Genomic DNA, 11,454 nt, shown 5'->3' on the forward strand with positions numbered 1-11,454 from the left:
ACGCTTCGGCGTACGGGGGCCGGCTCGGAGGCGGATCAGACGCTGCGGGCGTCCGCGGTGGCGGCCCGCACCGGCTCGGTGCCGGTCGCGGACTCCACGTCGGCGAGATCCCGGTCGCGGGTCTCCTTGGCCACTCCCACCGCGATGAGCGTCACGACGGCGGCGGCGATGACGTACAGCGCGATCGGGGTCGAGCTGCCGTAGTCGTCCAGCAGCGCGGTCGCGATGAGAGGTGCGGGCGCGCCCGCCGCGACCGAGGCGAACTGGGCGCCGATGGAGGCGCCGGAGTAGCGCATCCGGGTCGCGAACATCTCGGAGAAGAACGCGGCCTGCGGCGCGTACATCGCCCCGTGCAGCACCAGACCCACGGTGATGGCGAGGATCAGGTTGCCGAAGTCGCCCGTGTCGATGAGGGAGAAGAACGGGAACATCCACAGCCCGATGCCGGCCGCGCCCAGCAGATACACCGGCCGCCGCCCGATCCGGTCCGACAGGGCGCCCCACAGCGGGATCACCGCGAAATGCACGGCCGAGGCGATCAGTACGGCGTTGAGAGCGGTCTGCTTGGAGACGCCGGCCGCCGTGACGGCGTAGACGAGGATGAACGCGGTGATGACGTAGTAGCTGATGTTCTCGGCCATGCGCGCGCCCATCGCGATGAGCACGTCCCGCCAGTGGTGGCGCAGCACGGACACCAGCGGGAGCTTCTCCGCGCCGGCCCCCTGCTCGGCCTTGCGGGCCTCGGCGTGGGCGAGGGCCTGCTTGAAGACGGGCGATTCATCGACAGACAGACGTATCCACAGACCGACCATCACCAGCACACCGGAGAGCAGGAACGGGATCCGCCAGCCCCAGCTGGTGAACGCGGCGTCCGAGAGGACGGCGGTGAGCAGCGACAGCACACCGGTGGCCAGCAGCTGCCCGGCGGGCGCGCCGGTCTGCGGCCACGAGGCCCAGAACCCGCGCCGCCGCGCGTCCCCGTGCTCCGACACCAGCAGCACCGCCCCGCCCCACTCGCCGCCGAGCGCGAAGCCCTGCACCAGGCGCAGCACGGTCAGCAGCACGGGCGCGGCCGAGCCGACCGTCGCGTGCGTCGGCAGCAGGCCGATCGCGAACGTCGCCCCGCCCATCAGCAGCAGGCTCAGCACCAGCAGCTTCTTGCGGCCCAGCCGGTCGCCGAAGTGCCCGAAGACAAGGGCGCCGATGGGGCGGGCGGCGAATCCCACGGCGTACGTCAGGAAGGAGAGGAGGGTGCCGACGAGCGGGTCGGAGTCGGGGAAGAACAGCTTGTTGAAGACGAGGGCGGCGGCGGAGCCGTAGAGGAAGAAGTCGTACCACTCGATGGTTGTGCCGATGAGGCTGGCGGCGACGATGCGCTTCAGGTTGCCCGGTGCGGTGGGCGTGGGCGGAGCGGATGCTGCGGAGGCCATGAGCGCCACTTCCTCGTGTGCTGTGGGGACGGGTACGTGGGCACACCGTAGAAATCCACAGGTCAGGCGCACATGTGGTGGGACACCATAGTTCAGCGGTGGAGTGTGAGTGCGGCCTCTACGTCGGCCGGTCTCGTGTGCGAGCGCGGACGTTGATCGGGCTCACGGTGTGACGATGGCGAAGTGCGGGTCCGGTGCGGCGAGATGGCCGAGCAGTTCGGTGAGCCGGCCGGGGTCGCCGCTGACCTTGACGCCGTCTCTCGCCGCGAGGTCGGTCGGGGTGACGGCGCCGAGGAGGACGGTGCGCAGGTCCGTCTCGGTGAGGGTGATCTCGAGTTCGGGGTCGGCCGCGGCGGGGCCGGTGCCGGTGACGTGGGTGAGTACGCCGTTGTGGAGGCGCAGGGTCACGGGCGCGCGGTCGGGCAGGTTGAAGCGCACGGCGATGTCCGCGTCCCAGCTGCGCGGGCCGTCCACGCGGACGGCGAGGGCGTCGAACAGCTGCTCAAGGGTGAGTGCCGCGAGCAGGTCCAGGGAGGCGGTGGCGGTGGGCGTGCCGACCGCGCCGTGCCGCAGCTCCAGGGCGCCCATGAGGAAGAAGTTCCGCCAGGGGCCGTTCTCGCTGCCGTAGCCGAGCTGTTCGAGGGCGTCGGCCTGGAGGGCGCGGGCCTCGTCGTTGTCGGGGTCGGCGAAGACCACGTGGTGGACCACCTGGGCCACCCAGCGGTAGTCGCCCTCGGCGAACGACTGCCGGGCGTGGCGCAGGACTTCGCCCGCCCCGCCCATGAACTCGACGTACCGGCGGGCGGACTCGACCGGCGGGTGTTCCCACAGGTGGGCCGGGTTGCCGTCGAACCAGCCCAGGTAACGCTGGTAGACGGCCTTGGTGTTGTGGTTGACCGAGCCGTAGTAGCCGTGGGTGTGCCAGGCCCGCTCCAGCGCCGGCGGCACCTCCATCCGTTCGGCGATCTCCAGCGACGTAAGGCCCTGGTTGAGCATGCGCAGGGTCTGGTCGTGGAGGTAGGCGTACAGGTCGCGCTGTTCGGCGAGGAAGGCCACGAGGTGTGCGCGACCCCACACCGGCCAGTGGTGCGAGGCGAAGGCGACGTCGCTGGAGTCCGCGAAGAGGTCGATCGCCTCGGTGAGATAGCGGGCCCATACGCGCGGGTCGCGGACCTGGGCGCCGCGCAGGGTCAGCAGATTGTGCAGGTTGTGGGTGGCGTTCTCCGCCATGCACAGCGCAGCGTGGTCGGGGAAGTGGATGTTCAGCTCGGCGGGCGCCTCGGTGCCGGGGGTGAGCTGGAAGACCATGCGGATGCCGTCGACGGTCTCCGTCTGGCCGGTGCGGGTGATGTCCAGGGTCGGCGGGATCAGACCGATCGCCCCGGTGGAGGTCGTCTGGCCGAGGCCGGTGCCGATCTGGCCGCGTTCGCCCTTGGGCAGTACCGCGCCGTACATGTAGGCGGCGCGCCGGCTCATGGCCGTACCGGCGTAGACGTTCTCGCTGACGGCGTGCTCCAGGAAGCCCTCCGGGGCGAGGACCGGCACGCCGGCCGCGATGTCCTCGTCGCTCACCACACCGCGTACGCCGCCGAAGTGGTCGACGTGGCTGTGGGTGTAGAGCACGCCTGTCACCGGGCGGTCGCCGCGGTGGGCGCGGTACAGGGCGAGGCCCGCGGCGGCCGTCTCGGCGGAGATCAGCGGATCGATGACGAGGATGCCGCGTTCGCCCTCGACGAGGGTCATGTTCGACAGGTCGAAGCCGCGGACCTGGTAGATGCCCTCGACGACCTCGAACAGGCCGTGGTCGGAGCAGAGCCGGCTCTGCCGCCACAGGCTGGGGTTGGCGGTGTCGGGGCAGTCCTGGCGAAGGAATCCGTACGCTTCGAGGTCCCAGACGGCACGGCCCTCGGCGTCGCGGACCACGCTCTCTTGCGCGGTGCCCAGGAATCCGCGCCGGGCGTTCTCGAGGTCCGTCTCGTCGTCGAAGGGGAACCGCTCCAGCACCGCCCGGTTGGCCTCGGCGATGCCCGGCTCCGCCGGCTTGGTCTCGGTGTTCGCGGGCATGTCGGTCTCCCTGGACGGCGGCACGGTGGAGTGGGGCAGTGCCACCCTCGCCCCGGCACTCCTGCCCCACGACCGCATCAACGCCGTACGGGTGAACGCGCGCCCTCACCCGAACGGCTTCTTCCGCCTGGTGACCTGCGGTGCTCGCGTCGAGGATCGTGCTGACCCGGCGTGGGGGCGAGCGAGAACCGAGGTGGTATGGGCGTCATCAAGGATCATCCCGAGCTGGCGCTGTTCCTCTGTCTGGCGGCCGGTTACCTGGTCGGAAAGCTGCGGGTGGGACCCATCACGCTCGGCGGGATCGCGGGCACGCTGATCGTCGCGCTGCTGCTGGGCGCCTGGACGAAGGCGGAAGTGGCCGACGACGTGAAGACGGTGTTCTTCGCGATCTTCATCTTCTCCCTCGGCTATATGGCGGGCCCGCAGTTCTTCGCCAACCTCAACCGCAAGGGTCTGAGGTTCGGCGTGCTGTGTCTGATCGAGCTGGTGTGTGTCATCTCGATCGCGTACGGGCTGGCCAAGGCCTTCGACCTCGATGTCGGCACCGCGTCCGGCATCCTCGCCGGAGCCGCCACGGAGTCCGCGGTGGTCGGTACGGCGACCGAGTCGATCGGCAAGCTCAGCGGTCTGACGGCGGCCCAGATCGAGGAGTACCAGGGCAACGTGGCCACCGCCTACACGGTCTGCTACCTCTTCGGCCTGGTCACGATCGTCCTCTACAGCAGCCAGATCATGCCGATGCTGCTGCGCATCAACCTCCGGGACGCCTCCCGCGAACTGTGGCAGACGATGCGCGGCGGCAAGGGCTCGCTGGAGAACGACGAACTGCCCGGCCTGCCCGGCATGGTCAGCCGTACCTATCTGGTGACCCTCGCCGACGGGATGCGGGTGGGGGACCTGGAGTCCCTGGACGGCGGGCTCGTCACCGTCGAGGCGGTCAAACGGGGCAGTACGGCGCTCAGCGTCCGGTCGGATCTGGAGCTGACCCTGTCCGACCTGGTCCTCGTGGTCGGCCGCCGCGCCGCCGTGATCGACGTGGGCCGGCACCTCGGCCCGGAGACACCCGGGATCCCGGGTGTGGAGACCCCGCTGGCCACCAAGCAGGTCGCGGTCACCGAGAAGGTCACGGCCGGGCTGACCATCGACGAGATGCGCTCCGAGCACCCGGAGTTCACCGCCTCCGGGGTGTACATCACCGAAGTCGTCCGCAATGAGCAGCACATGCCGGCGTCGGGCGAGACCGTCCTGGCGCGCGGGGACGTGCTCACCCTGGTCGGCGCCCGCTCGGGCCTGGACCGGCTGGTGAAGAAGATCGGCGCGGTGGTCAAGAACGACGCCGCCGACTTCATCTACATCGGCTTCGGCATCGTCGCCGGTTCCCTGCTCGGCCAGATCATCGTCCACGCCGGGGACATCCCGCTCTCCCTCGGCACCGGCGGCGGCTGTCTGATCTCCGGGCTGCTCTTCGGCTGGTTCCGCTCCCTGCGGCAGACCTTCGGCGCCTTCCCGACCCAGGCCGCGACCACCCTCAAGGACATGGGCCTGGCCGTCTTCATCGCCTGCACGGGACTGACCTCCGGCCCGCAGGCCTGGCCGCTCATCAAGGAGTACGGCGCCCTGCTGCCGTTCGCCGGCATCGGCATGGTGCTGATCCCGGCGACCATCTCCCTGATCGTCGGCCTCAAGCTGCTGAAGATCGAGAAACCGCTGCTGATCGGCGCCATCGCGGGACAGCAGTGCTCCACCCCGGCCATCACCGCGATCAGCCAGGTCGCGCAGTCGACGGTGCCGCTGCTCGGCTACACGATCACCTACACCCTCTCCAACTTCCTGCTGCCGCTGACCGGACCGATCCTCGTCGGCATCCTCGGTGCCTGAGAAAGGGAGCCGAACATGATCGACTTCCTCAACCGGAACATCTTCCAACCGCACCCGGAACTCCTGGTGTTCATCACCGTCGCCTTCGGGTTCCTGGTCGGGAGGATCCGCTACAAGGCCATCGCGCTCGGCGCCGTCACCGGCTGTCTGATCGTGGGACTCTTCCTCGGCGCCCAGTTCAAGGTCGAGATCGACGACACGGTGAAGGCCCTGTTCTTCATCATGTTCCTGTTCGCCCTCGGCTACCGGGTCGGCCCGCAGTTCTTCCGCGGCCTGAGAAAGGACGGCCTGCCCCAGGTCCTCAACGCCGTCGTGGTCTGTGTGACCGGCCTGCTGGTCTGCTGGGGCTTCGCCGCGATGCTCGGCTACGGCCCCGGCCTCTCCGCGGGCCTCCTCGGCGGCGCGCTCACCCAGTCCGCCGTCATCGGTGTCGCCCAGGACGCCATCGGCTCCCTCCCCGGCTTCACCGCGGCCCAGTTGAAGACCGAGGAGAACCTGGTGCCGGTCGCGTACGCGGTGACGTACCCGCTCGGCACCATCCTGTGCGCACTGCTGCTCGCCAGCGTCCTGCCCCGGCTCTACGGCAAGGACCTGGCCGCCGAAAGCGCCGCGCTGGCCAAGGAGTTGGACTCCCCGGACGAGAACCCCGACCTGGGGGAGGGCTACTACGAGGTCGTGCTGCGGGCCTACACCGTGCAGCGGCCCGACGTGGTGGGCCGGAGCATCGACGACTTCGAGAACCAGCAGAAGGAACTCGGCCGCCGCGTCTACATCACCCAGGTCCGCCGGGACGGCAAGATCCTCGACCACGACCAGCGGACGACGTTGCGCGAGAACGACGTCCTCGCCGTCTCCGCCCTGCGCCACGACCTCGTCGCGTTCGACGCCCGCACCCACATCGGGGCCGAGACCGACGACGTCGAACTCCTCGGCTACCAGACCGAGTCACTGCATGTCGTGGCCTCCGAGAAGGCCCAACTGGGCAAGACGATCAGTGAGTTGAGGCGCGAGCCGTTCATGGTCGGCGTGTACGTCGACAAGCTGTACCGCGCCGGCTCCGAGTTCCCCTACCGGCTCTCCACCCAGCTGGAGCGCGGCGACACCCTGATCCTCACCGGCCCCAAGCGCCTCGTCGACCCCGCCGCGCACGAGATCGGCAAGCCGGTGCCGACCAGCTTCGCCACCGACATGATCTGGGTGGGCCTCGGCATCTTCCTGGGCGGCTGCATCGGCATCCCCGCGCTGACCGTCTCCGGGGTGCCGATCAGCCTGTCCACCTCGGGCGGCGCGCTCATCATGGGCCTGGTCTTCGGCTGGATCCGCGGCAAGTACCCGACGTACGGCAATGTGCCGCCCGGCGCCCAGTGGTTCATGGACACGCTCGGGCTGTGCCTGTTCGTGGCCGTCGTGGGGATCAACGCCGGTCCGAGCTTCACCTCCGGTCTGTCGGACGCGGGCTGGGGCCTGCTGCTGTGGGGCGCGGTGGCCACCGTCATCCCGCTGATCGTGGGCTTCCTCTTCGGCCACTACGTCCAGAAGATCCGCTTCCCGATCCTCATGGGTGTCCTCGCCGGCGGCCAGACCACCACCGCGGCCATCGGCGCGATCAACGAATCCTCCAAGTCGCAGATCCCGACGCTCGGTTACACCATCCCGTACGCCGTCGGCAACGTGCTCCTGACTATCTGGGGCGCGGTCATCGTCCTCGTCCACCACTGAGCGTCACCGTCTCTAAGGATCCGCCATGCCGAAGACGACCTTCTCCCGCGAGGAGATCCAGTCCCTCGCCCAGCTGTCCCCGTTCGAGCTGAAGGACAGGTTCATCCAGCTGGCCAAGGCCACGCAGGAGGACAAGCCCGGCCAGAAGGACAAGTCCAGTGTGCAGATGCTCAACGCGGGCCGCGGCAACCCCAACTGGGTGGCGACCGGCCCGCGCGAGGCGTTCTACGCGCTCGGCTACTTCGCCCTGGCGGAGTCCCGGCGGGTGTGGACCGCCGACAACCTGGGCGGCATGCCCGAACGGCAGGGCGCGGGGGAGCGGTTCGAGGCGTTCGTGCGCCAGCACCCGGACCTGCCCGGGATCCAGCTGCTGGAGAAGTGCGTCGACTACGCCCTGGAGCGCTTCGGCTTCGACAAGGACGCGTTCGTCCACGAACTGACGGACTCCATCACCGCCGACAACTACCCGGTCCCCGACCGCATGCTGACGCACGCGGAGGAGGTCGTCCGCGCGTACGTCGGCGACGAGATGTTCGACAAGCGGCCCCCGGAGAACAACCACCTGAGCCTGTTCGCCACCGAGGGCGGCACGGCGGCCATGTGCTACATCTTCGACTCCCTGACGAAGAACGGGCTGTTGAAGAAGGGCGACCGCATCGCGCTCATGGTCCCGGTCTTCACGCCGTACATCGAGATCCCCGAACTCGACACGTACGAGTTCGACGTCGTGCACGTCAACGCCAGTCTGTTCACCGAGGTCGGGGTGCGCGAGTGGCGCTATCCGACGGAGGAGGTCGCCAAACTGGAGGACCCCTCGATCAAGCTGGTCTGCCTGGTCAACCCGTCCAACCCGCCGTCACTGGCGCTCAGCGACCGCGTCGCGAACCAGATCCGGGACATCGTCGCGACGAAGAACCCGAACCTCCTCATCGTCACCGACGACGTCTACGGCACCTTCGTCGAGAACTTCCGCTCCATCGCCGCCGACCTGCCCCGCAACACCCTGCTCGTGTACTCGTACTCCAAGCACTACGGCGCCACGGGCTGGCGGCTCGGTGTGATCGGCCTGCACGACGACAACGTCATCGACGACATGCTCGCGAACCTGCCGCAGTCGGAGAAGGACCGCCTGAGCAAGCGGTACGGCACCCTCACCCTCGAACCCGAGAAGATCAAGTTCATCGACCGGCTGGTCGCCGACTCCCGCCAGGTCGCCCTGAACCACACGGCGGGCCTCTCGCTCCCGCAGCAGGTCATGATGGTGATCTTCTCCCTCTTCGACCTGCTGGACGAGGGCCAGGTCTACAAGCACAAGGTCCGCTCCATCGTCCAGCAGCGCCTCGACCTCCTCCTCGAAGGCGCCCGCATGAAGATCGCCGACGACCCCAGGCGGGCCGGCTACTACGTCGAACTCGACCTGCTCGCCGAGGCCGAGCGCGTCCACGGCACCGACTTCGCGGCGTTCCTGCGGAAGAACTACGAGCCGGTGGACCCGCTGTTCCGCCTCGCCGAGCAGACCCATGTGGTGCTGCTCAACGGCGGCGGCTTCGACGGCCCGGAGTGGTCGGTGCGCGTGTCGCTCGCGAACCTCGACGACCTCGACTACCTCAAGATCGGCCACCATCTGCGGCAGATCTTCGACGACTACGCGACGGAGTGGCAGGCGTCGAAGGCCTGAATCAGCCGAAGGCCCTCATCAGCTGATGCACACCAGCCCGAGCAGGCACAGCCCCGAGGGCGAGGAGGCGTCCGACGTCGAGGGAGTCGTCGCGGAGGTGTCCGTGCCCGACGACGTGTCCGTGCCCGACGTGTCGGTGCTCTCACCGGCGGAAGGCGTTGCCGTGGCCACCGTCTCCGTCGCCGCGTCCGTGGCATCGGAGACCGTGTCGGCGGTCTTGGTCCCGACGCCGGTCACCGTCGACGACAGCTGCGTGGTGACGCTGTCCTGCTGGACCGCCTGGCTCGTCGGCGTGGCCTGGGGTATGGCGGCGGACTGCTCGTGCGGGGCGTTCGTCGCGGCCGGGCGGGCGGTCGACGGGGTGCCCTTCGAGGTGTCCTTCCCGGTCGCCGTCGAGGACAGCGGAACGGTGTCGGTGGCCTGCTCCTCGGCGACGCCCATGGCCTCGTTGTCCGGAGCGGCGGCCGCCTGGGTGCGGTCCGTGGACTGGCGCTCCATCGAGGCGACGGTCAGACCGCCGCCGACGAACGCGACCGCGGTGGCCACCAGGGCCCGGCGCTGGGTCTTCTTCCAGCGCTCCCGCTGGCGCCGGCGCGCCGCCCGGCCCGTCGGCGTGACCGCCACGGACTGCGGGGCCTCGACATCGTCGTACGGATGCCCCTCGGGCGTCTCGTCGGCTTCCTCGGTGACGGAGGCCGCGTCGTGCCAGGTGTGGGACGGGGGCTGCCACGCCGCGCCGTCCGTCCGGGCGGGCGGTGCGGGGGTCCCGACGGCGAGGGGCGCGATGTCCGGGGCGTAGGCGCCGCACCCGGGGCACACCAGGGCGCCGTTGAGATGCCGGCGGCACGTGGAGCAGTAGTCCATCTGCGGTCTTCCTGTGTTCACTTGCGTGCGAGGGAGCGAGCCGCGAGCAAAGCTAGCGAGGCTTTCGACGGGGTGTGTGCAGTCTGTGTGTCGCCCCTGCGCAGATGTGCGCAGGGTGTGACCGCAATACGACACAAGTGCGCGTGCTTTCCGTCGGTACCTTGCTCTTTAGTCGGTTTCCCCCAGTGCCGCCAGCACCACCGACCTGGCCTCTTCCTGGACCTGCCGCAGATGGTCCGGACCGAGGAAGGACTCCCCGTAGATCTTGTAGACGTCCTCGGTGCCCGAAGGGCGGGCCGCGAACCAGGCGTTGGCGGTGCCGACCTTGATGCCGCCGAGGGCGGCGCCGTTGCCGGGGGCCTCGGTGAGGACCTGGGTGACCGGGTCGCCGGCGAGGGTGTCGGCGGTGACCTGGCTGGGGGAGAGCTTGGCGAGCAGGGCCTTCTCCTCGCGGGAGGCCGGGGCGTCGACGCGCGCGTAGGCGGGGTCGCCGTAGCGGTCGGTGAGCCGCCCGTAGTGCACCGAGGGTGTGTCGCCGGTGACGGCCGTGATCTCGGCGGCGAGCAGGGCCAGGATGATGCCGTCCTTGTCGGTGGTCCACACCGAGCCGTCCCGCCGCAGGAAGGACGCGCCCGCCGACTCCTCGCCGCCGAAGCCGAGCGTGCCGTCGGACAGGCCGTCCACGAACCACTTGAATCCGACGGGTACTTCGACCAGCGTCCGGCCGAGGTCGGCCGCGACCCGGTCGATCATGCCGGACGACACCAGGGTCTTGCCGATCCCGGCGCTCTCGGGCCACTGCTCCCGGTACGAGAAGAGATACCCGATCGCCACGGCCAGATAGTGGTTGGGGTTCATCAGCCCGCCGTCCGGCGTGACGATGCCGTGCCGGTCGGCATCGGCGTCGTTGCCCGTGGCGATGCCGAACCGGTCCCGCTGCTCGATGAGCGAGGCCATGGCGTACGGCGAGGAGCAGTCCATGCGGATCTTGCCGTCCCAGTCCAGCGTCATGAAACGCCAGGTGGGATCGGTGAGCGGGTTCACCACCGTGAGGTCGAGCTCGTGCTGTTCGGCGATCCGGCCCCAGTAGGCGACGGAGGCGCCGCCGAGCGGGTCGGCGCCGATGCGGACGCCGGCGGCCCGGATCACGTCCAGGTCCAGCACGTTCGGCAGATCGGCCACATAGGTGCCGAGGAAGTCGTACCGGCCGGTGCCGGGCGCGGCCAGGGCGCGGGTGTACGGGATGCGCCGTACGTCCTTCAGGCCGCCGGTGATGATCTCGTTGGCGCGGTCCTGGATCCAGGAGGTCGCGTCCGAACCGGCGGGGCCGCCGCTCGGCGGGTTGTACTTGAAGCCGCCGTCGGCGGGCGGGTTGTGCGAGGGGGTGACCACCACGCCGTCGGCGAAGCCTGAGCCGCGGTTGCGGTTGTGGGCGAGGATGGCGTGCGAGACGGCCGGGGTGGGCGTGTAGCCGTCGGTCTGGTCGATCAGGACGGTCACGTCGTTGGCGGCGAACACCTCAAGGGCCGTGATCCGCGCGGGCTCGGACAGGGCGTGGGTGTCGGCGCCGAGGAAGAGGGGGCCGTCGGTGCCCTGGGCGGCGCGGTACTCGCAGATGGCCTGGCTGGTGGCGGCGATGTGGTCCTCGTTGAACGCCGTCGCGAGGGACGAGCCACGGTGTCCCGACGTGCCGAACGCCACCCGTTGCCCCGGCTCGGCCGGATCGGGGTGCAGCGCGTAGTACGCCGTGACCAGGCGGGCCACATCGATGAGGTCCTCGGGTCCGGCGACCTGTCCCGCTCGCGCGTTCTGCATTTCCCC

General features: G+C 69.6%; 7 protein-coding genes. 3 read left to right on the top strand and 4 right to left on the bottom strand.

The genetic code is table 11. From position 1 onward, the window contains the following. Nucleotides 1-35 precede the first annotated feature (35 nt). A complete protein-coding gene (locus tag ABZ928_RS21230) occupies nucleotides 36-1,430 on the bottom strand; it encodes an MFS transporter (protein WP_361520983.1) in 1,395 nt (464 codons plus the stop codon). A 162-nt stretch (nucleotides 1,431-1,592) separates the two neighbouring features. Then, a complete protein-coding gene (locus ABZ928_RS21235; RefSeq protein ID WP_361520985.1) occupies nucleotides 1,593-3,494 on the bottom strand; it encodes an alkyl sulfatase dimerization domain-containing protein in 1,902 nt (633 codons plus the stop codon). 198 nt (nucleotides 3,495-3,692) lie between these two features. Between ABZ928_RS21235 and aspT (ABZ928_RS21240) the strand changes: the two genes are divergently transcribed. Genes aspT (ABZ928_RS21240) through ABZ928_RS21250 form a run of 3 tightly spaced genes read left to right on the top strand, consistent with a single transcriptional unit; the run spans nucleotide 3,693 to nucleotide 8,769 of the window. Continuing rightward, nucleotides 3,693-5,372, top strand: a complete 1,680-nt coding sequence (aspT, locus tag ABZ928_RS21240; RefSeq protein ID WP_361520988.1) for an aspartate-alanine antiporter — start codon at nucleotides 3,693-3,695, stop codon at nucleotides 5,370-5,372. A gap of 15 nt (nucleotides 5,373-5,387) precedes the next feature. Beyond that, nucleotides 5,388-7,091: an aspartate-alanine antiporter gene (gene aspT, locus ABZ928_RS21245; protein WP_361520991.1), complete on the top strand. Its 1,704-nt coding sequence runs from the start codon at nucleotides 5,388-5,390 to the stop codon at nucleotides 7,089-7,091. A 25-nt stretch (nucleotides 7,092-7,116) separates the two neighbouring features. Next, nucleotides 7,117-8,769 carry a bifunctional aspartate transaminase/aspartate 4-decarboxylase gene (locus ABZ928_RS21250; protein ID WP_361520994.1) on the top strand — a complete coding sequence of 551 codons (1,653 nt, stop codon included), beginning with the start codon at nucleotides 7,117-7,119 and terminating at the stop codon, nucleotides 8,767-8,769. 18 nt (nucleotides 8,770-8,787) lie between these two features. On the opposite strand, the gene ABZ928_RS21255 is transcribed toward ABZ928_RS21250, so the two are convergent. Further along, a complete protein-coding gene (locus ABZ928_RS21255) occupies nucleotides 8,788-9,633 on the bottom strand; it encodes a hypothetical protein (RefSeq protein WP_361520998.1) in 846 nt (281 codons plus the stop codon). A gap of 168 nt (nucleotides 9,634-9,801) precedes the next feature. Further along, entirely contained in the window at nucleotides 9,802-11,448 is a 1,647-nt protein-coding gene (pgm, locus tag ABZ928_RS21260) for a phosphoglucomutase (alpha-D-glucose-1,6-bisphosphate-dependent) (RefSeq protein WP_361521000.1), read from the bottom strand. Nucleotides 11,449-11,454 lie beyond the last annotated feature (6 nt).

The sequence above is a fragment of the Streptomyces sp. NPDC046909 genome (assembly GCF_040644695.1).
Classification (GTDB): domain Bacteria; phylum Actinomycetota; class Actinomycetes; order Streptomycetales; family Streptomycetaceae; genus Streptomyces.